The 21091-nt window shown below is 36.3% G+C and carries 20 protein-coding genes and 2 pseudogenes; 3 read left to right on the top strand and 19 right to left on the bottom strand.

Annotated elements, in window-relative coordinates:
* Window positions 1–26: 26 nt before the first annotated feature.
* Window positions 27–1298, top strand: coding sequence for a BaiN/RdsA family NAD(P)/FAD-dependent oxidoreductase (locus tag ACIQZI_RS02260; RefSeq protein WP_403068861.1), 1272 nt, complete (start codon window positions 27–29; stop codon window positions 1296–1298).
* 193 nt (window positions 1299–1491) lie between these two features.
* On the opposite strand, the gene ACIQZI_RS02255 is transcribed toward ACIQZI_RS02260, so the two are convergent.
* Window positions 1492–1674 carry a sporulation protein Cse60 gene (locus ACIQZI_RS02255; protein ID WP_403068858.1) on the bottom strand — a complete coding sequence of 61 codons (183 nt, stop codon included), beginning with the start codon at window positions 1672–1674 and terminating at the stop codon, window positions 1492–1494.
* A gap of 308 nt (window positions 1675–1982) precedes the next feature.
* On the bottom strand, window positions 1983–2294 hold the full coding sequence (locus ACIQZI_RS02250; RefSeq protein WP_403068855.1) for a rhodanese-like domain-containing protein: 312 nt from the start codon (window positions 2292–2294) through the stop codon (window positions 1983–1985).
* Between the two features lie 297 nt (window positions 2295–2591).
* Between ACIQZI_RS02250 and ACIQZI_RS02245 the strand changes: the two genes are divergently transcribed.
* Window positions 2592–3737, top strand: coding sequence for a CAP domain-containing protein (locus ACIQZI_RS02245; RefSeq protein WP_403068852.1), 1146 nt, complete (start codon window positions 2592–2594; stop codon window positions 3735–3737).
* Between the two features lie 236 nt (window positions 3738–3973).
* Here ACIQZI_RS02245 and ACIQZI_RS02240 read toward each other — a convergent pair whose 3' ends face one another.
* The 17 genes and pseudogenes from ACIQZI_RS02240 to ACIQZI_RS02160 all read right to left on the bottom strand — a co-directional run bounded on the left by ACIQZI_RS02240 (window position 3974) and on the right by ACIQZI_RS02160 (window position 19418).
* Window positions 3974–4297, bottom strand: coding sequence for an LCP family protein (locus tag ACIQZI_RS02240; protein ID WP_403068849.1), 324 nt, complete (start codon window positions 4295–4297; stop codon window positions 3974–3976).
* Window positions 4298–4311: 14 nt separating this feature from the next.
* Window positions 4312–4506 carry an LCP family glycopolymer transferase gene (locus ACIQZI_RS02235; RefSeq protein ID WP_403068846.1) on the bottom strand — a complete coding sequence of 65 codons (195 nt, stop codon included), beginning with the start codon at window positions 4504–4506 and terminating at the stop codon, window positions 4312–4314.
* 11 nt (window positions 4507–4517) lie between these two features.
* Window positions 4518–4880, bottom strand: coding sequence for a transposase (locus ACIQZI_RS02230; protein ID WP_403068843.1), 363 nt, complete (start codon window positions 4878–4880; stop codon window positions 4518–4520).
* A gap of 139 nt (window positions 4881–5019) precedes the next feature.
* Window positions 5020–5450 (bottom strand): annotated as a pseudogene (tnpA, locus tag ACIQZI_RS02225) (IS200/IS605 family transposase).
* A gap of 607 nt (window positions 5451–6057) precedes the next feature.
* Window positions 6058–7560, bottom strand: coding sequence for a xylulokinase (gene xylB / locus ACIQZI_RS02220; RefSeq protein ID WP_403068840.1), 1503 nt, complete (start codon window positions 7558–7560; stop codon window positions 6058–6060).
* A 108-nt stretch (window positions 7561–7668) separates the two neighbouring features.
* On the bottom strand, window positions 7669–9003 hold the full coding sequence (gene xylA / locus ACIQZI_RS02215) for a xylose isomerase (protein WP_403068837.1): 1335 nt from the start codon (window positions 9001–9003) through the stop codon (window positions 7669–7671).
* Window positions 9004–9218: 215 nt separating this feature from the next.
* Window positions 9219–10394 carry a Gfo/Idh/MocA family protein gene (locus ACIQZI_RS02210; RefSeq protein ID WP_403068834.1) on the bottom strand — a complete coding sequence of 392 codons (1176 nt, stop codon included), beginning with the start codon at window positions 10392–10394 and terminating at the stop codon, window positions 9219–9221.
* Window positions 10382–11344, bottom strand: a complete 963-nt coding sequence (locus tag ACIQZI_RS02205; protein WP_403068831.1) for a sugar phosphate isomerase/epimerase family protein — start codon at window positions 11342–11344, stop codon at window positions 10382–10384. Before ACIQZI_RS02205 ends, ACIQZI_RS02210 begins: the two co-directional genes overlap by 13 nt.
* A gap of 20 nt (window positions 11345–11364) precedes the next feature.
* A complete protein-coding gene (locus ACIQZI_RS02200) occupies window positions 11365–12195 on the bottom strand; it encodes a carbohydrate ABC transporter permease (RefSeq protein ID WP_403068828.1) in 831 nt (276 codons plus the stop codon).
* Window positions 12192–13079, bottom strand: a complete 888-nt coding sequence (locus ACIQZI_RS02195) for a carbohydrate ABC transporter permease (protein ID WP_403068825.1) — start codon at window positions 13077–13079, stop codon at window positions 12192–12194. The genes ACIQZI_RS02200 and ACIQZI_RS02195 overlap by 4 nt, the downstream gene beginning before the upstream one ends.
* A 44-nt stretch (window positions 13080–13123) precedes the next feature.
* Window positions 13124–14374 (bottom strand): ABC transporter substrate-binding protein, encoded by a 1251-nt coding sequence (locus ACIQZI_RS02190; RefSeq protein WP_403068822.1) that lies wholly within the window; start codon window positions 14372–14374, stop codon window positions 13124–13126.
* A 14-nt stretch (window positions 14375–14388) separates the two neighbouring features.
* On the bottom strand, window positions 14389–15387 hold the full coding sequence (locus tag ACIQZI_RS02185) for a Gfo/Idh/MocA family protein (protein ID WP_403068819.1): 999 nt from the start codon (window positions 15385–15387) through the stop codon (window positions 14389–14391).
* A 164-nt stretch (window positions 15388–15551) separates the two neighbouring features.
* Window positions 15552–16592 (bottom strand): LacI family DNA-binding transcriptional regulator, encoded by a 1041-nt coding sequence (locus ACIQZI_RS02180; protein WP_403068816.1) that lies wholly within the window; start codon window positions 16590–16592, stop codon window positions 15552–15554.
* Between the two features lie 148 nt (window positions 16593–16740).
* Window positions 16741–17103: a transposase gene (locus ACIQZI_RS02175; protein WP_403068813.1), complete on the bottom strand. Its 363-nt coding sequence runs from the start codon at window positions 17101–17103 to the stop codon at window positions 16741–16743.
* Window positions 17104–17148: 45 nt separating this feature from the next.
* Window positions 17149–17361 (bottom strand): annotated as a pseudogene (locus ACIQZI_RS02170) (helix-turn-helix domain-containing protein); the annotation flags it as partial.
* Between the two features lie 239 nt (window positions 17362–17600).
* The gene (locus ACIQZI_RS02165; protein ID WP_403068807.1) at window positions 17601–18815 is read right to left on the bottom strand and encodes an MFS transporter; all 1215 of its coding nucleotides are present in this window, start codon (window positions 18813–18815) and stop codon (window positions 17601–17603) included.
* A 399-nt stretch (window positions 18816–19214) separates the two neighbouring features.
* Window positions 19215–19418, bottom strand: a complete 204-nt coding sequence (locus tag ACIQZI_RS02160) for a hypothetical protein (protein WP_403068804.1) — start codon at window positions 19416–19418, stop codon at window positions 19215–19217.
* A gap of 232 nt (window positions 19419–19650) precedes the next feature.
* Here ACIQZI_RS02160 and ACIQZI_RS02155 point away from each other — a divergent pair, with 232 nt between their 5' ends.
* A complete protein-coding gene (locus ACIQZI_RS02155; protein WP_403068801.1) occupies window positions 19651–21084 on the top strand; it encodes a spore germination protein in 1434 nt (477 codons plus the stop codon).
* The last annotated feature ends 7 nt before the right edge of the window (window positions 21085–21091 follow it).

Below are 21091 nucleotides of genomic sequence, written 5' to 3'. Positions count from 1 at the left end.
ATGAAAATAGTAAAGCTGGTGATCACATGAAATATGATGTAATAATAATTGGCGGCGGTCCTTCTGGATTAATGGCTTCAATTGCCGCTGGAGAAAAAGGAGCGAATGTGCTTCTTGTTGATAAAGGAGAAAAACTTGGGCGAAAGCTTGCCATATCAGGTGGCGGCCGTTGTAATGTTACCAATCGCCTTTCGATAGATGAAATTATTAAACATATCCCGGGAAATGGACGCTTTTTATATAGTGCCTTTTCCGAATTTAATAATGAAGATATTATCGCATTTTTTGAGAAGCTTGGTGTTGAGTTAAAAGAAGAAGACCATGGGCGGATGTTTCCTGTTAATAACAGTGCCCAAAGCGTTGTCGATGCTTTGCTTGAGCGTATGAACAGCTTGAAAGTAACAGTTTATAAAAATTCCCCTGTTGCTGAAGTTCTCTATGAAAATGGAAAAACTGCAGGTGTACGTTTAAAAGATGGCCAAACCTTCACGGCAGGTAGCATTGTTGTAGCAGTCGGCGGTAAATCTGTACCTCAGACGGGTTCGACTGGGGATGGCTATGCATGGGCAAAGAAAGCCGGTCACACGATTACCGAGCTTTTCCCAACTGAAGTACCTGTAACAAGCAATGAGCCATTCATTAAGGACAAATCTCTGCAAGGTCTCGCACTTCGCGACGTCTCCTTGAGTGTATTGAACGCAAAGGGTAAACCGCTGATCACGCACAGGATGGATATGCTCTTCACCCACTTTGGCATCTCTGGCCCCGCCGTTCTCCGCTGTAGTCAGTTCGTTGTCAAAGAATTAAAAAAAGCAAAATCGCAAGCTGTAATGATGAACATTGACGCTTTGCCGGATGCAAACAAAGAAGAAGTTTTTCAAGAAGTGATTAGACTAATGAAAGATGACCCGAAAAAAGCGATTAAGAATACGTTAAAAGGCTTACTTCCTGAGCGCTATTTGCATTTTCTGCTTGAAAAAAGTGGCATCGATTTGCAAGAACAAGGTGGCAATTTAGCACATGAAAAAGTCCGACGATTTGTGGAACTATGCAAAGACTTCCAATTCACTGTCAATGGTACTCATTCGATCGAAAAAGCCTTCGTTACCGGTGGCGGAGTATCTGTGAAAGAAATTCAACCAAAGGAAATGGGCTCGAAAATTATGCCAGGTCTTTATTTTTGCGGTGAAATCTTAGACATTCACGGCTACACCGGAGGCTACAATATTACCTCGGCGCTTGTAACAGGGCGGCTCGCGGGAATGAACGCAGCTCTCTATGCTAAAGGTCACGCATAATATTAAGAGCAGATACCAAAATCATAATTGGTATCTGCTCTTTTTCAATTTGACACATAAATAAATGATCTTCGGGAATATTCTATTAAATGAAGCAGTTCTGCCAAGTGATTCTGTCAAAACACTTGCCTATATCAGCCAATTTTCGATTATATCAGCCGTGGGTTGAATTCCTTTTCTCTATATACTGCTGTCACTTCTTATAGATAATCATCGCACTAAAACAATAGATTTGATCATCTTCCTCTTCCCCGGTCGTCGCAATATTGTATTTGATGTCAACAAGTTTATTTTCACGGATATCCTCAAGGAATACATTGATTTCATCTTCTAGATCCTTTTCATGCTCATAATCAAACAACTTTACTTGAATCATCGGCCATCCCCTGCCTTTTTAAATACAGAGTGCCCTAAAAGTAATGATACTATTCATTTTTTTGAAAAAAACGGGTCTGACCTCACACTCTACATATGGTTTATTGTGTCATACATTAATAAACCATATATAATAGATGTGGCGTCTGATCCAACTCAGATGAAAAGCGGCGGGGCTTCGCCAAATCAGCCCCGCACCGCCACCTTCATATGGTATTACAATTTGAGTACCTGAACCTTTTTCATCGTTGGATTTTAAAGTAGACGCTCATGAATGTTTTTTATAGAAAACGCCCGTCAAGGTCTTCCTTATTTCACAATTACTTCACCATTCCACTCAAGCATTCCACCTACCATATTCACGACCTTGTAGCCTTGCTCTTGTAGATAATGCGCTACGTTTGCGCTGCGGCCTCCTGAACGGCAAATGAAAATATATTCTTTCTCTTTATCAAAATAGTCAAGTGTGGCAGGAATATCGTTCATCCGAATATGTTTAGCCCCTTCAATGATTCCTTCTGCTACTTCATCATCTTCACGAACGTCAACAAGTTCCAAGTTTTCTCCTGCTTCAAGTTTAGCTTCTACCTCTTCTGGGGTAATCGTTTTAATTTCTTCCATTATAAGCACCTCAATCTCAATTAATCTTTCCCATCTATTATAGCAAGGATATTGGTTGATTGAAATTTTGGCGGATTGGGCGTTAAGAAAAGAATATTCCTTACAAATCGGTTCAAGCGTTTCACTTTTGCTTATAGACGAACTTAGATGAAGTTGGCTTCAACCATTTCTTCAATAAAGTTCAGGAAGAAGACTATTTTCACCATAAAACTCCAGTTATCAAAGTATGCATGCTTTTTTCTAAACTGGTACAATAAAACAACTAGAATAGTCATAGATACCGACATGGAGGAAGGAGTGGAACAATTTTTGAAAAAGGTACGCTTTCTTTTTACTATATTGATTATTGTCGGTGTATTTTGGTTTTTTTATGGAGAGAAGCTTAGGGAATCGGGTTTTCAAGCTGCATTCTCGGAGCTGAAATCAGACGTAACTTCTCTAAAAAATTCACCGGAAGTTTCATCTGGCATGGAAAAGCTGAAGGATGGTGCCAGGAATCTGTTTGGCATGGTGAATGAAAAATTAGATTCTTCATTAGACAAAGAACAGCCTGATGTGAATCCAGTTAAGAAGCCTTCGTTAGCTACACCGAAACAAGCCTTCTCCATCCATAATATAGAGCTCGGTGATTCGAAAGCAGATGTGGAAAGTCAGGTTGGCACACCAAAACGTTCTTCTCTAAATGAATACGGGGTGGAATGGCATGCCTATCATGAGAATTACCAGAACTTTTTCATGGTCGCTTATGATGAACAAGAGAAAGTGGCTGGATTTTATACGAATCAGGATCTTATTTCATCGAAACAAGGCTTGAAACTTGGCACAACTAAAGAAACAGTCCTTTCACAATTAGGAAACCCGTTAACAAAAATTCAAAAAGGGTTAACTTTTTATCAATTGGACAATGAAGAGTACAATACGTTTCATATCGATCATAGCTATATAACGGTTTTTTACGACAAGCATGAAAATAATACGGTCACCGCACTGCAAATTATAAGTGATAATCTTGAAGCAAAGAAGAGAGATTTCTTCGGTAAGCCTAGTCCTTATTTAAAGGAAGGGTTCGAGTACCAATTGTTCGATCTTACGAATGCAGCGAGAGTCAATCATAACCTTGGCGTACTTTCCTGGAATAACGCAGTTCGAAAAACAGCTCGCGATCATAGTACCGATATGGCTGTTCACAACTACTTCAACCACACCAACCTCGAGGGTGAATCTCCTTTCGACAGAATGGAAGCGGATGCTATCACATTCCGCATGGCAGGAGAAAATCTTGCGGCAGGCCAGCAAAGCAGTATCTTTGCCCACGAAGGATTAATGAATTCACTTGGACACCGGGAAAATAAGCTCCGCCCTGAATATCAAGAACTAGGAGTCGGCGTCGATTTCAACTCCGAATCGAGACCTTATTTCACAGAGAATTATGTAATGGAATAAGTATGTGCATGTCAAAAATCGTATATAAACGGAGACAAAAAGGGATAAGGTTCATAAATAAAGAAGAGGGCGAACAAACTGTAAATATTAGATCTACATAAAAAAGAAACTCAAATTTGAGTTTCTTTTTTTGAACTCTCTTGTTTTGCCGCACATACTATTGCCTAAAATATAAAAGTCTGACGCTCGCTGACTTAATGAACTAAGGCAATGATGTCAGATCTTTTTTTGCTTTTTTATTCCTGACTAGCGAGGTTTTCATTGTCCTGTGATAAGAATTCTTTTAAAGCTTGTTTGTTTTTCTCATAATCAATTTTGAGGACGGGCCCCACGTTAACCCATTCATTACCATAAGAATCTTTAATAGGAATTCTTAAAGACTCCATTTCATTAGATTTTCCAGCAATTAAACCTTTTCCAATTGCAAACATTGTTCCTATACCTACATTTGTATCAATATATGGATCCGCAACTCCGAGTAACTTTGGAAGGTTAACTACACTTTGCATAGTCGCAACCTGTTCCTTAATCATAGACACCACTTCTTGTTGCCTTGCCACTCGGCCAAAATCACTTAAGCGATCTTGACGAAAGTAACATATCCTACCAATTCCTTACCATGCAAAATTTGTTTACCTAGATGTAGTGTCATATCAGTTCCATAAGATATTTCATATGGCATTTCAACCTCTATCCCGTCAGGTGCGATAATGTCGACAATTTTCGAATAGCCAGCAAAATCAACAACAGCATAGTAATTAATATCCACACGAGTGTTGATTATCCAAAATTAGACAGAACTATCCCTTGTGATTTCTTGTATTTTTTTAAATTAACAGCCATTTCAGAACGCCAGTCAATCGGTAAGTTATCTTTTAGTTGTTGTCTTTGAAAAGTGATAAATGATAACTTTTTAAATACTCGTCCTTCAGATGTCTTCGAATAGAGCCATTTTAATAGGATATAAGCGATTAAGGCAGTAAACAGCTGATTAAAAACGGCATTTTCAGTCGTACCAAATAAAACAGGAACATTTAGGTTCTGTTTTATCCAGCGGAAGAACATTTCGATTCTCCATCTTGCTTTGTACATGTCGGCGATCACTTCTGGCGAAACGTTCATTAAATTGGTGACAACACGCATCTCATTGCCGTAATCATCCTTAAACGACCACCTGCTTTAGCAGGTGGATTTAGACATAGATGTCGACGACTAAAGTCGTTACCTAAGACTCAAGTCTTCTGAAAGCCCCTAAGCTAAAGCCTATTAAATGAGACTAAACTCATTCTTCAATCTTGAATATTTCGTTCTTTTCCTCATGAAATTGGTTCGCAATATAATTTCTAATGATTTCCTCTGTCACTGCTCCAACCGTGGTACAAAAATATCCTCTGGCCCATAAATGCTGACCTCAATACTTCTTTTTAAGTTCCGGAAACTCATCCTGCAATAATCTCGATGACCTCCCTTTCAAATATTGCATGATTTTACTTGGAGCTAGACTTAGTGGACACGATAGCAAAAGGTGGATGTGGTCTTTTCCCACACTCCATTGCAAGATTGTGATTCCTCTCGCTTCCCCCCCTGTCTGATTAGCTCTCTCACTCTTATCGCAATGGGACCTCGCAACACGTTATACCTATATTTCGTCACCCATATCACATGAAACTTGATGTCATAGACTGCATGGCTGCTTTTTTTATATCCATCCATACTCATACCTCAAGTATAGACACATAAGTTCAAGGCTAAAAGCGTATGCCGTCTAAAGACAATGGAGCTAGACCACGCATTTGTAAGTTAAAGCTTACCAACTATGAATGATTATCCTTTCTGTAAAGACGAAGGAGTTTTTCCAATTTGAATGATTACAGTTGATCTTAATTCTTGAATACAGTTATTCGTCCGACATTGAGCAATTATTCTTTCAAGATCTATCAGGGCATCGCCACGAGATGTAAACGTAAGGACTGTACAGTTTTCAGCTGACCTGTATATTGTAAGTAACAGAACCCACCACGCCTCTTAGCAATGCGGACCACGGTGGGTCATTTTTTAGTTAAGGGGTCTTTTTTTCAATGGACCGGCAAAAAAATGTTACCATTAAAGATTTAAACACATTTAAAGAACTAGTAGAAAGCCTTCAAAACAGAAGCGTTATGATGGTAAATACCGAGTTATCAATAGCCGTTTAGAACTCTATTGATTCTATAATATTGCAAGAAAAACCTAATAAACTTGTTTTTAAATGTTTTTTCTTTATTTTGAAAAAACTTTTTCTACGATAAAGCTTTTAGGAACCTGCCTTATCCACTGATTGTTACTTTTTCCTGAATTTCATTAATCCTTGGTTTAGTTCTTTTGTTTGTGCATACACATTTTTGTATAAATGGTAAAGCTGTCTATACATTTCGACGTTTTCTGGCACAGGTATATATGTTTTAGCTGAGGTTATGAAAGTATCTGCACACTCCTCAATGGATTCGTACCAATTACAACCGTATGCAGCTAGTATTGCAGCTCCTATTGACGGACCTTGTTCACTAGATAATTTAATAATTGTAGCGTTGAAGATATCTGCCTGAATTTGAAGCCATGTATCATTTTTTGCTCCACCACCAATGGAAATGATTGAATCAATAGTTTTCCCGCTTTCTCGGAATATTTCGATTGATTCATTCAAAGAAAAAGTAATTCCTTCAATCACTGCTCGTGCGAAATCACTTCGTTTATGTGAAGTATCAATACCTATAAAACTTCCACGTATGTTGGAATCTGCATATGGTGTACGTTCTCCTACTAAATAAGGAGTAAATAATAGACCATTTGATCCAATAGGAACATCTTTTAGACCAGCTAATAATAGTTCAAACGATTCTTTTTCCGCAAAAGTATCTTTAAACCAGCTTAAACTATGTCCGGCCGCTAATGTTACTCCCATTGTGTAAAATGCATTTTGTTTTCCATGATTGAAATAATGGACTTTCCCCCGAAAATCCCGATCATTTCGTTCTTCATAAGAAAGAACAACACCAGATGTTCCAATACTGCATAATGTCATTCCTTCCGAAAGAATTCCTGAACCGATTGCACCACAAGCATTGTCGGCTCCACCTGCGAATACTTTGGTTGATGGAGTTAAACCAGTTTTTTCAGCAACTTCTTCAGTAATTGTTCCTATACACTCGTGGGATTCTACTAAAGGTGGGCAATTTTTTATATCAATACCTACTAACTGACATAGCTCTTCACTCCACTGTTTCTGACCGACGTTTAATAATAGTGTACCAGCAGCATCTGAATATTCACTATGTATTAGACCAGTCATTTTAAAGCGTAAATAATCTTTGGGTAACATAAATACGGCTGTTTTTTCTAATAAATCTGGCTCATATTGTTTAACCCAGAGTAATTTGGGCAAAGTAAAACCTTCTAATGCCTGATTTTTTGTTATTTCTAACAGACGTTTTTCTCCAATCATTTCGTATATTTGATAACATTGCTCTGTTGTTCTCGTATCATTCCATAGGATAGCATTACGTAACACGTTATTCTCTTCATCTAGTAAAACAAGTCCATGCATTTGACCTGAATAACTGATCCCTTGAATAGTATCTACTTCTCCATCGAATTGCTCTACAAGCTCCTTTAATGCTTCTAGTGTTTTTTCTACCCACACATTAGGATCTTGTTCACTATAACCAGACTGTTCTTGTATTAAAGGATATGACCTTGAAGTTTCATTACAAACTTCTCCTTTTTCATTCATTAATAATACTTTTACTGCGCTCGTTCCCAAATCAATTCCGATCACGTATTTCATGAGAGTTCACCCTTTTAAAAGCTTTAGTTAAAAGTACAGGAACACTCTTAAGTGTTCCTGTACTTTTGTTTAACATGTCTATAACTTAGAGTATTGATAATAGTTTAGTTATTTAACACTTACACTCGCAACAGCATCTAAAATGTACTTATTTAAAATTCCTTTTAAGTATTCTTGTCTACCAGATTTATTTTCAATCGTGTCAAGTTGTAAAGCATATTGCTCTAGTTTATGGAAGTTTGTCTTTCCTTCAACAATATCAAGTCCAATTCCTTCTGTATAACTGCTATAGCGATCTGCAACAAAATTGTCTAACACTTTATCTTCTATTAAACGTTGAGCTACTTTTGTACCGATAGCAAAGCTGTCCATTCCTACAATATGAGAGTAGAACAAGTCTTCAGGGTCAAATGAACCCCTTCTCACTTTCGCATCAAAATTTAATCCTCCTGTTCCAAGACCATCATTATTGAGAATTTCATACATTGCTAGTGTTGTAGAGTATAAATCTGTTGGAAATTCGTCTGTATCCCAACCAAGTAATGTATCTCCTTGGTTTGCATCTACTGAGCCTAACATACCGTTAATACGTGCTACATGTAATTCGTGCTCAAACGTATGACCAGCTAGTGTTGCATGGTTTGCTTCAATATTAAATTTGAAGTGATCCTTTAAATCATATGTTTGTAAAAATGCAAGGCTAGTTGCCACATCAAAATCATATTGGTGTTTTGTAGGTTCCTTCGGCTTTGGTTCAATTAAAAATTGAGAGTCATAACCAATTTCTTTCGCATAATCTATTGCCATATGGAGGAAACGAGCAAGGTTATCAAGCTCAAGCTTCATGTTTGTGTTTAGCAAAGTATCGTATCCTTCACGACCACCCCAAAACACGTAGTTTTCAGAACCAAGTTCTTTACCAATTTCTAGACCTTTTTTTACTTTAGCTGCTGCATAGGCAAATACATCAGCATTTGGCGCTGTTGCTGCCCCATGTAACCAACGTGGGTGAGAAAACATATTAGCAGTATTCCATAATAATTTTGTCTTACTTGTTTTCATATACTCTTTAATCATTGCAACAATATCATCTAGGTTCTTAAACGTTTCACTTAGTGAATCTGCTTCAGGTGCAACGTCAAAGTCATGGAAGCAGAAATATGGGACATTTAACTTTTCGTAAAATTCGAACGAAGCTTCCACACGTGCTTTTGCTAAGTCCATTCCAGAAAATTTATTATACGGACGTACCATTGTACTTTGTCCAAATGGATCTGTACCTTCTCCTGTAAACGTATGCCAATAAGAGACGGAAAAACGCAGTAAATCTTCCATTTTCTTACCGTTAACTGTTTCTTCTGGATTGTAATATTTATATGCTAAAGCATTCGTAGAATCTGGACCTTCATATTTTACATGATTAACATTTTTAAAATAGCTCATTTTCATTCCTCCAAAATAGTCTTAAGAATGCTGAATTACTCGCTCGTTGCTTTGATTATTCGTTTCTCAAAATGCGATTCAATAAAGGGGGTTCCAGTTTACCTAGCTATATCAGAGCTTACCTGCCTGATTTAGTGTGCGAAACTTGTGTTATATGGGTAAAATAATTCCTCTTCTTTTGACGCGTTTCTCCCTACTCATTGATCGTAAACTTTCTATTCAATATATTTATCAATTTTTTCCCAAGTCTTGTTTTCCGACGATTTTTCTACAGCTTCCATAATAGCTTGATTAATGTAACCGTCTACAAAATTCGGAGAAGTAGATTCTCCCTGTTCCAAACCCTTCATTAATTCAACAATTAAATTAATGAACGTATGCTCATAACCAATAATATGTGCAGCTGGCCAATAGGCATTCGCATAAGGGTGAGGTTCTTCTGTGCAATTTATTTTTCTAAATCCTTGTAGCCCTTCTTCATCAGATGCAAAGTAAACATCTAGTTCATTTAAATTTTCAGCATTCCACTTTATGGAGCCTTTTTCACCATTTATTTCAAATTTATTAGCGTTTCTATTCCCACCAGCGAAACGGGTAGCTTCGAAAGTCCCTAACGCTCCATTTTTAAATTTTGCTAAAAATATACTTGCATCATCTACTTCTACTTTCTTGAAGTCTGTAGTTGAAGCTACTCCACTTAGTCCAGAACTATCTTCAACAGCCGGTCGCTTCTTAATAAATGTTTCCAATATGCCAGATACTTCATCAAATTCCCCAACTAGGAATCGAGCCAAGTCTATTAAATGAGCCGCTAAATCTCCATGAGAGCCAGAACCACTCACTGATTTTTCCAACCTCCAAACTAAAGGGAAATCGGGATTCATAATCCAATCTTGGAGATAGTTTGCTCGGATATGAAATATTTTACCTATTCTTCCCTCATCGATAAGCTTTTTGGCATACTGAACTGCTGGAGAAAACCGATAATTGTAATTCACCATATGCATCACATTATTTTTTTCCACAGCTTCCAGCATTCTTTTAGATTCCTCAAGAGTCATAGCCAGCGGTTTTTCGCAAAATACATGCTTCCCAGCTTCAGCAGCAGCGATAGCAATTTCTGCATGATTATTATTGGGAGTAACAATATCAATTAGATCTATATCATCTCTAGCGATTAATTCTCTCCAATCTGTTTCATAACTGTTCCAGCCGTATTGTTCAGCAGCTTCTCTGACACCTTCCTCATTCCTTCCACAAATTGCCTGTCTCACTGGATTCAAACCTAATTTAAAAAAGAAAGGAGCGTCCCGGTAAGCATGAGAATGAGCCTTGCCCATAAACTTATAGCCGACCATACCGATTCTGATTTCTTTCTTTAAGCCCACCATAAGTCTTTGGCCCCCTCACTAATAATTATTTCTTGTAAAAATTCTACTGCTTTTGTAAAGCCTTCATTCACGCTCATTAATCCGTCTTCATGCTCAATGCTGATTGCACCTTGATAGTCGATTACTTGAAGAGCACTGATAATATCTCTCCATACATCTTCTCCATGGCCGTATCCTACTGTTCTAAACACCCATGAACGATTAGCGATATCCCGATATGACTTTGTATCAAGCACACCATTTAGAGAAGTATTTTGTGGATCAATCTGCGTATCTTTTGCGTGAAAGTGAAACAAAGCATCTCCCAAAGCTTTAATGCTACTAACAGGATCCATTCCTTGCCAGAAATAGTGACTCGGATCAAAGTTCGTACCAATTCTTTCCCCACACTCACTTCTTAAGCGAAGTGCAGTTTCTGTATTATAGACAACAAATCCTGGATGTGGTTCTATAGCCACTCTTACATTATATTCTTCCAATAGCTCAGCTTGTTTCTTCCAATAAGGAATGACTTTATTTTCCCACTGCCAATCTACTACAATTGTAAAATCATCTGGCCACGGGCATGTAATCCAAACAGGGTGTTTGGAATATTCAGATTCACCAGGACACCCCGAAAATGTGATTACATTTTCAACGCCTAATTTAGAAGCCAGCTTAACTGTATCGATGAAAACTTCATGATGCTCATTAGCAATTTCTATGTTCGGATGTAGAGCATTCCCATGGCAGCTTAATGCACTAATTTGAATACCTCTTGATTCGAAGGCTTGTTTAAATTTTTCCAGCTTGTTTTCATCAGCTAGTAACTCTTTAGGGTTGCAATGTGCATTTCCAACATAGCCCCCAGTCCCGATTTCAACAGTATCCAATCCTCTTTCTTTCACATAATCCAACATTTCTTCTAAAGTCTTTTTTGAGAATAGTACAGCAAATACACCTAATTTCATAATTTATCACTCCATTTAAATTATTTTTCTGACCCCGCTGTGATTCCGCTTACAATATACTTTTGCAATAATAGAAACATAATAATAATTGGCGCTGCTGCAATTGTAGAAACTGACATTAAATTATCCCACTGAGTTCCGTATTGACCGATAAACTTCGTTAATCCCATTGTTAACGGTCGGATTTTTTCATCTGTTGCTAATGTCAACGCGAATATTAAATCACCCCAAGCAAACAAAAAGCTAAATGTTCCAACGGTTAAAACAGTTGGCTTTGTCAATGGCAAAATAATTCTAATGAAAGCTGTAAATCTATTGCATCCATCTACTACAGCTGCATCTTCTAATCCTTTGGGAATTGATAAAAAGAAAGGTCTCATTACTACAATCGCAAAAGGAAGTGCAGACGTTGTATTACCAATAATTAATGCCAAATAGCTATTTAAAAGTCCTAACTTACTGAACAGAATAAATAGTGGCATGGCCATCATAATCCCAGGTATCATCTGTGTAATCAATAAAACCAGTATTAATATTGAAGCCCCTTTCAGTCGAAATCTTGCCAGGGCATAAGCACACGGCAATGCAATTAGTAAAGTGAAAAGGGCCGTCCCGGTAGCAATAATAAATGAGTTTTTTAAATAGGGAAGTAGACTTTGATCTTCTATTAAATTTTTTACATAAGCGTCAAATTGAATTTTCTCAGGAATAATCATCGGAGGTGTCGCAAAAACATCTTGGATTGGCTTAATTGATGTCGTAATCATCCAATAGATTGGAAACAAGAAAATAATTGTAAAGATGATAGCGATTAGAAGAAGCAAATATTGTTTTGCCTTATACTTCCTCACGAAGACTCCTCCTTTTTAATCAAATACAGGTATACAAGTGAAATACACATTAGGATTAATAAAATAATTGATGCCACTGCACCACTTGCCCCAAAGTTAAAATTAACAAAAGCTTGTTCGTATCCGAAGAAAGGCAATACCTGTGTCGCATTGACTGGTCCGCCACCAGTCATGATCAAAATAATATCGAATACTTTAAATGTGTAAATAATACCCAGTACTAAAACAACAAAAAGTGTTGGTTTCATTAGTGGTAACGTTATTTTTGCAAAGATTTGCAATTTATTTGCTCCATCAATTTTTGCAGCTTCATACACATCTCCTGGTAATGATTGGAGAGCCGATAAAATTAGAATCATGTTAAACGGAATACCAACCCATACATTAGTAATAATAACAGCTGTTAATGCGGTACTTTCCTGCCCTAACCAATTGATTGGGTTATCGATAAGATGAATATTCATTAATAAGTAATTGATTACACCGTAGTCCACATCAAAAAGCCATTTAAACAATGTTCCTGTTATCACTAAGGGAGTCATCCAAGCTAACAGAAGTATTGATCTAAAGAAATTACGAAATGGAAAATCTTGATTAAAAAATAATGCTAATAGATAACCAATTACAACTTGAAAAAAGATACATGCAAACGTATAAATAAATGTATTTTTCAAAGCAATGAAAAACTTTTCTGATTGAATGATATCTACATAATTCTTTAATCCAATAAATGAACCACCTGTATTTAAGTTTTTAATCGTTAAATCTTGGAAACTAACAATAATATTATAAACGATGGGGTAAATCATAAAACAAAGAACAAAAATAACTGTAGGCAATATAAAGGTGTAGAGAGGCAAACTTTTTTTCAAAGAATTATTCATCACAAACCTCCTAACAGGAGAGGAAGCCCTCTCCCACTAATTTATTACGGTAATAATGGCTCTATCTTCTTAGCAGTATCGTCCATTAATTTATTTACATCTTCTTCAGTAATAGCCCGTTGAATTGATTCTTGAATATAACTGGAGATTTCAGGATATTTAGTACCGTATGCACGTGGTTTTGCCGTTTTTAACTGCTCCATAAATACACTTACATTTTCATCCTTCTGCCAAATATAATTTGAATCTGACCCTAGGTCTTCTCTGCTTGGCAATCTACCACCAAGTTCATGCATAGGACCGAGGATTTCTGGCTGCTGAGTCCATTTCAAGAAATCCCAAGCCTCTTTTTTATTTTTTGAATTTGCTGTAATAGCCCAGTTTTCTCCTCCAAGAACAGAGGCCGAAACTTTATCTTCTGGCATTAAGAATACGCTCCAATTTAAATCTTTTGATTTTTCCTTTAAAGTTGGAATTTGCCAAGGGCCATTTTCCATCATTGCTGCTTTTTGAGTTTGAAATTGAACTAATACGTCTGTTTGATCCCAATTAATCATATTTTTTGATAATGAACCTTCTTTAACAAGGTTTTGTATAAAACTCATAGCTTTTTTAGCCTCTGGACTATCAAAAGAGTCTAAATCTGCGCCAGTCTGCCATATAAAAGGTAAGAATTGAAAAGTGCTTTCTTCACTTCTTTTTCCAGCCATTGCAAATCCTTTTACATCTCCAGTTGATAATTTTTTTGCAGTTTCCGCAAATTGTTCCCATGTTTGAGGAATTTCATTTATACCAGCTTGTTTAAATAAATCTTTGTTATAGTAAATCGCCAAAGCATTGCTATTATTTGGAATACCATAATATTTATCATTTAGTTTTGCTGATTCTATCGCACCAGGGTAATACTTATCGGCTTGTCCCCAGTCCTCAATTTCCTTAGTAATATCAGCAAAAACTCCGGCTTCTGAAAAAGATTGATGATCAGGATTATCAATGACTACAATATCTGGTAAGTCATTTCCTGCAATTCCTTGGAGCAATTTAGTTTTTAAATCTGCAAAGGGTATATAAGTTCTTTCAAATTTAATTTTAGGATTTTCTTTTTCATACTGCTCGATTAATGCGTTCTGTTCTTTACTTGATGAAGAGTCGGGCGATAAATAATCCCATATCTTAATTACAACTTTTCCTTCTGTATTCTTATTATCAGTTGAACTTGTAGATCCCGAATTATTACAAGCAGCTAATAAGATTACTAATAGAATACTAGTGAATAGAAACAATTTATTTTTCATTTTCTGGTATCCCCTTATTTTATTAATTCTTGAACATTAATTTCCTTTGCTTGTTTGATTGATTCCAATGCTGCACCAACTATTGCAAAACTGTTTATATTGTCGCTCAAATCTGTTGCAGGTTTTCTGCCCTGTTTAATAGCACTTACCATTTCATAAATCGAGTAATTTCGATCTTCATATTGCATGTCCTCCACTTCTATCTTTTCCGAGGATCCATTTTCAAAAGTAACGGTTGGACAATCATCATTTAACTCAATAACGCCCTTTTCCCCAACTAGTTTAAATTCCCCATTCCATGAAGTTTCTTTCCCTCTAGTCACCCAACTACCAAAATAATTGATGAATATATCTTCAAATTTCATAATTACACTAGCTGTTCCATTGCCATTGAACCAACTCCACGAGGGCTTCATACTTTTAGCAAAAACCGTAGTAGGCTCAACTCCTAGAATGTGTCTCATTAAATCAAAATGGTGAATACTCATATCTTCTATTAATATCTCATTATACTGATCTCTCCAACCGCCAAATTTTGTAGCACGACGGAAATTCCATTCAACGTATTCAACTTTTCCAATTAGCTCTTTTTCTACAGCCTTTCTAACTGCTTCTATTTCAGGTCTCCAGCGATAGTTTTGACTTATCATAATGAACTTTTTATGTTGCTTTGACTTTTCTAATAAATCTTTAGCATCCTCAAACGTTTGAGCGATAGGCTTTTCCAGGAAGACATTTAAATCATGAGCTAATGCATCGAGCGCTAATTTTTTATGGGTTTGAGGCGGTGTAATTATTACAGCAATGTCAGCATTAATTTTTGAAAAGGCTTCCAAATGATCATTAAAATATTCAACTGAATTGTTTTTAATAATTCCTTTTGCATTTTCAAGATTTTCTAAATTCACATCTACAACTGCGACTAGTTCAATTTCATTAAAATTATCCAAAATTTCGATCCAGGAAGTTCCAAACCCTCCTGTTCCTACTTGAATCACTTTTAATTTACTCATGTGTTATCTCTCCCTTTTCTATTTTTCTGTAAAATGATGTACGTTCATCATTTTCTTCTAAAAAAAATATGAATATTTCGATACCTCCCAATTTTCTGATTATATTTTGTAAGCGTTTAATAATTATATCTTAATTTATCAAATGATGTACGTCAATCATTCTTTCAAAAATTTATAAAGTATTTTGAATTGGCTTTTGTTACAATCTCTAATTTAATAATTATTTCAGACTTTTCATTCTGCTCCCCTAACACTATATATTCAAAAACTTGTTTCACAGTTATCATTGCTTGACTTGCAGGATCTTGGCAAATGACTGATTTAATAACGTTATTATGAAGAAATTTATAAACCTTTTCACTCATGTCGTGCCCTATTAATAATTTGTAATCCTCTTTGTTATTTTCATATAGGAATTCTGCAACATCACCTAAAATGCCATTAGCAACATATATTGCATCAGTAGCATAAAGAGTTCTTTTTTCCCACTCTTCTGAGAGGCTATTCATAACATTGGTAGAAGAAATAGTATGAACATGGATTTTAGCACCAATACTGTTGTTATTAAAATAATCTCTAAAACCTTTTTCTTTATTTGTCATTTGAAAAAAATCTTCATCTTCTTTAATAATCACAACATCATTTAGTTTCTTTGAAAATAGATGTATAAGCTCTGCAGCTAAGAAGCCAGCTTGATAATAATCTCCACCTACATACAATATTCTTTTGCTTTGTGGCACATCATTATTTAAAGTGAAAATAGGTATACCCTTCTTAACTCCTTCGTTTATTACATTTATATAAGGTTCTGCGTCATGAGGTGAAATAACCAATGCATCATATAGATTTTCATCAATTATTTTTTTAATGTAATTGATTTGACTCCCCTTTGGGAACGTATGAATTCTATGTATATGAACACTTAATCCAAAATCCTCGTACACTTTTGCTGCCTGTTTTATTTCCATTTCAATCTCATTCCAAAAATAATCAGGAACGACAGGTAAAATAAAAGCGATTTCCGTCTTTTTTTGAGTTGCTAAAAATTTAGCTGCCGTATTTGGTTTATATCCTAATTCTACAGCTTTCTCTTTTACTCTTTTAATTGTTTTTTCCCTCACTCCATTCCTATTATTTAGCACTCGATCTACAGTTGCTGTAGACACTCCTAATGCCTCAGCAATCATTTTGGCTGTTACTTTCATTTTCCTCACCTACATGAAATAATATAAACACTTAAATATGTTATAACATATTACTAAAGATTTGTGCTATCCCCACTTTTAAACATTGATAAATTAATTTGAATGGTGGGGATATGCGTGATTTAAGATCAATATCCATGAGTGTTGATTATCCAAAATTAGACAAAACTATCCCTTGTGATTTCTTGTATTTTTTTAAATTAACAGCCATTTCAGAATGCCAGTCAATCGGTAAGTTATCTTTTAGTCGTTGTCTTTGAAAAGAGATAAATGATAACTTTTTGAATACTCGTCCTTCAGATGTCTTCGAATAGAGCCATTTTAATAGGATATAAGCGATTAAGGCAGTAAACAGCTGATTAAAAACGGCATTTTCAGTCGTGCCAAATAAAACAGGAACATTTAGGTTCTGTTTTATCCAGCGTAAGAACGTTTCGATTCTCCATCTTGCTTTGTACATGTCGGCGATCACTTCTGGCGAAACGTTCATTAAATTGGTGACAATACGCATCTCCTTCTTAAACGACCACCTACTAAAGCAGGTGGCCGTTTAAGTAACGTTACCCCGTTTTAGTTCACACGAAATGGTACTTTTATGACAACCAGCAGCATCCGCGATAGCTTGGATCGATTTTCCTTCATCATGTAAGGCAGCAATTTTCCCACGATCAAAAAGAGTTAAACGCTTAAAAGTGCGTTTATTTGTGGTAGAATGTGATTGGTCATAGATAAAGCCTCCGTATCGATTTGTTTTTGTCGACTTAATCATACACGGTTTATCTATGACTTTTCTCGTTTCGGGCATTGTTGCATTTGATTATACAACTCGCTCTAAAAACACAATAAAAAACGAAGAATGAACCAGTTACTATTGCATCATTTTTTGGGCACATAACACGCTTTTAGCGGAAGAATAACTCACAAACGTCCATCTGACATGAAACTCAATTTTAGGTGCAACTGCTTGTCGCACAAAAAAGAGTGCCCATATCGGACACTCTTCTTGTGTTAATGATTTAGTCCATCTATTAAAGTTGTCGGTTGTCTTTTCTTAAGACTAAGCATCACAACAAAAGAGATGATGTATAAGACTGCTAAATAAGTCATAGCTACTGTCATATCATAACTTTGCAGAATATAACCAACGAGGATTGGTGACAGTCCACCTATCGCTCGACCAAAGTTGAATATTGTGTTGGTCGCTGTACTTCTAATTTGAACAGGATAATAACTGCTGATTAACGCTCCATATCCGGCAAACATCCCATTCGAAAAGAAACCAACAATGGCACCACCGATTAATACACCTGCACTGCCTTCTGCATACGAGTAAAGAAATACAGCACATGCGGAGGCAAGTAGGAAAATACCAAAAGCACGTTTCGCGCCAAATCGATCCATGAATTGTCCAAAGGTTAACATCCCAATGATCATTCCAACTGCTGTACTAATTGTCCAAAGGGCTGAACTTGAAACAGACAAACCTTGAGATTGTTGCAACATGGATGGTAGCCAAATCATTAAACCATTGTAACCTGCAATCTGCACCGTTGCCATAATGGCTAGGGAAATCGTCGTCATCGCTGTTCTTTTAGTTTCAAACAATTGAAGCAGTTTGCCTTTCTCTTGTTTGTTGACGACCTTTTTCTGTTTTTGAGCTTCCATCCATTCTGGAGATTCATCTAAGTTTTTCCTCACAATAAATGCAAATATTACCGGAAGGACACCAACGAAGAACAATGCTCTCCAGCCCAAGTTAGGTAGAATGATGGCGCTAAGTAACGCTGCGAGAATGACACCATATTGGGCTCCAATACTGACATAAGAAGAAGCCCGTCCTTGTTTATTTTTTGGCCATGCCTCTGCAACAAGAGCCATTCCAATCCCATACTCTCCTCCAGCGCCAAGTCCAGCGATAAATCTGAACACATAAACTTGCTCTATATTTGTAGCGAGTCCTGTTAGAGCTGTACCTATAGCGAACAGTATAATCGTATAGGTAAAAATTCGCACCCGGCCAAACTTATCTGCCAAGATCCCAAAGATCATCCCACCTGCAAGCATGCCGATATTCGTTATGGAAGAAATAAGCCCTCCCGTTGCTAAATCAATGTGAAACTCCGCAATAATCATCGACATGGCAAAAGAGATAAACATAATGTCCATGCCTTCTAACGTTAAACCTGCTACTGATGCTACAACTGTTTTATTACGATAATTCATAGTGTTCCACCCTCCAGTATTATTCTTGCCGTAAAAAAACTCTTGATGCTTTGAGGGAATGGATATGCAATTCATCAATTACAAGAAAATCTTCCATTCTCTTTTCAAGTCTCACAGGACTTTATTTAAAAGAGGTGCTATTCAAACAAAAATAAATGCCCTTCCGTCACAGAGGACAAAAGGGCATGAATGCACGAAGTTAGACTTAATAATATAAGACTATCAAGCCACCCTTTTCGGCCTCTCTGGACCGTATTAAAAGGAAATATTATATTGATATTTATATTATCAGGTTAGAAAGACGGTTGCAATACTAATTGAAATATGAGACAAAATATTTTTCGTTGTAAATATGACCGCTTAATTCTCCCGACTATTTGTAGCTTAGTTATTAATCTTTCAATCTTTTATCAGTAATCCTTTAGATTGTAAACCATGTAATAACAATTTTTTAATGTATGTTTCATCTTTGTTGTCAAAAATATCATCTAGCTCTTCTTCTGAAACGATATGATACGACTCAAGATAACACCAAGCAGCAAATTTACTAATAGCTCTGACGCTACTAGCTTTCAACATTTTTGGCTTAACTACAATTGTCATTTTGATTTACCTCCAAACAAATAGATTGAACTCACTACGATCATTTTAACATTATTTTACACAAACCAACATAAAATTTCAGAAAATTCAAAACAAAAAAAGACTAAACCAAAGTCTAGCCTTTCTTTAACAAGATTTCCCTATTCTAGGATGACTAATTTAGCTAATACGCATAATAATTTCCATTTTGCTTAAAATATATGTCAAACGAAGAATTATGAGGTGACTAAAAGTGAAAAAGTTCCCCTTTCAAAAAAGCAATCAATCGCAAACACCTCAATTCAATGAAGTCATACAGCAGCTAAAGGAGTCAAAAGATTTTACAAGCTTTATGTTTGGCTTAGAGCATGATGCTCTCTGTATTTCTTATTTTAATACTTTAATCGACACTGATATTTTACATAGAGACCTGCTTCCATATTTAAATAAATCTTCGTCCACTCTTGAAAATGCTGTTCAAGCCTTGCCAATTGAAAATTTGATTTTCACTCAGACTCCAGACGATATGCAAAATCATTTATTAATTGGCTATATTTCAATAACAATGGAAGGGAAAGATGATCAGGCCGTTTTAGTAAAAGCTGATTCACAAAAGTCCAGAACTATTTCATTGCCTGAGGTAGAGTTTAGCGTGATTGGGCCAAAAGAATCTCTTGTAGAATCGCTCGATACGAATTTGAATCTCATTAGAAAGAGATTGCCAATCCAAGAGTTAAAGGTAGAGGAGTTAACTGTAGGAAAATTATCAAAATCAAGAGTGGCGGTCCTCTATATTGATGGAATCTGTAACAAAAAGAATGTTACAACCGTTATTCAACGAATCTCAAATTTAGATGTGAAACAGATTATTGATAGTTCCTATATCTCTCAAATGATAGTGGATAAAAAAAATACACCATTTCCACAGTTTATTGATACGGAAAGACCGGACCGATTAGCTGCCGTTCTAGGTGAAGGGAAGCTCGTCATATTAGTAGATGGTGCACCACACGGACTTCTAGGACCAGCTACGTTAGTAGAATTTTTTACTGCATCTGAGGATTATTTTATTAATTGGACAATGGCTTCATTTTTTCGTCTCGTCCGATTTTTTGCTGTATTATTCTCAATCTTAATTACACCGATATATGTAGCAATTCTAACTTATCACTACGAATTATTGCCGAAAAATCTGATTAATACGCTTGTTATTTCAAGAAGCGGGATTCCTTTTCCTCCTATTCTAGAGGCACTTGTGTTGGAATTGGTGATTGAGTTACTCCGTGAGGCTGGGGCGAGGCTACCTACCAAAGTAGGACAAACCATTGGTATCGTTGGTGGTATCGTCATAGGAACAGCTTCGGTCGAAGCGGGCTTAACGAGTAATGTACTATTAATTATTGTAGCATTATCAGCTCTTGCTTCCTTTACAACACCTGTTTATCAAATGGGTAATACGATTCGGCTCATCCGATTCCCATTTCTGTTAATGGCTTATTATATTGGGATCTTAGGTGTTGCGATAAGCTTTTGTTTTATGCTTATACATTTGTTAAGAATCACGACACTAGGAAGACCTTATCTTGAGCCACTATACCCGCCAAAGCTTCAGAGCTTAAAGGATTCTCTTATCCGTCTGCCATTTTCATTGCTATCTAAACGCCCTGCCCCAAAACAGAAAGACTAAGTAAAAG

Origin of the sequence: Peribacillus sp. NPDC096379 (assembly GCF_044762875.1) — a bacterium.
Taxonomy (GTDB): Bacteria; Bacillota; Bacilli; order Bacillales; family DSM-1321; genus Peribacillus.
Note: the sequence above shows the minus strand (reverse complement) of the source record. Positions and strands in the feature narration are given on the sequence as shown.